This window comes from Stappia stellulata (assembly GCF_020176715.1).
GTDB lineage: Bacteria > Pseudomonadota > Alphaproteobacteria > Rhizobiales > Stappiaceae > Stappia.
Genome location: NZ_JAIVMF010000056.1, coordinates 1 through 728, shown reverse-complemented (window position 1 = coordinate 728; position 728 = coordinate 1). Strand labels below are relative to the sequence as shown.

Sequence of the window (728 nt, the reverse complement as noted above, 5' to 3'; positions counted from 1 at the left end):
GCCGCACTGGTGCTTTCCACGGTCGTCGCCAGCCGCTCCATGTTGCTCGTCACCGCCCCCGTGCCCTGGGCGGCCTGCTGCACCGAGCGCGAGATGTCGCTCGTCGCCGCGCCCTGCTGTTCCACCGCGCTGGCGATGGAGGCGGTGTAGCCGTTCACTTCCTGCATGATCTGGGCGATCTCGCCGATGGCCGTCACGGCCTCGCCGGTCGATCCCTGGATCGCGCCGATCTGCGCGCTGATCTCCTCGGTTGCCTTGGAGGTCTGCGTCGCCAGTTCCTTGACCTCTGCCGCGACGACGGCGAATCCCTTGCCGGCTTCCCCGGCGCGTGCCGCCTCGATGGTGGCGTTCAGCGCCAGGAGGTTGGTCTGCTCGGCGATGTCGGTGATCAGCTTGACCACCTCGCCGATCTTGCTGGCGGCCTGGGCGAGGCCGGCGATCTTCTCGTTGGTGGCATGCGTCCCCTCGGTCGCCTGGGAGACGACCTGGGTGGTCTGGCCGACCTGGCGGGAGATTTCCGCGATGGAGGCGGAGAGCTCCTCGGCCGCACTTGCCACGGTCTGCACGCTGTCGGTCGCCGCCGAACTGGCCTCGGCCGTCTCGCCGGCGCGTTCCGCGCTGTCCTGGGCCGAGGCGCTCAGCTCGCGCGCCGTCTGGTCGAGCCCAACGGCGGTTTCGCTGACCGTGCCGATCAGATGCTGCACCGTGCCGCGGAAGCCGGCGATCAG

1 protein-coding gene is annotated in these 728 nt (G+C 69.9%); it reads right to left on the bottom strand.

The window, feature by feature from the left end; translation table 11 throughout:
• A partial coding sequence (locus LC092_RS21085; RefSeq protein ID WP_224809705.1) for a methyl-accepting chemotaxis protein occupies positions 1-728 on the bottom strand: 728 nt, incomplete at both ends.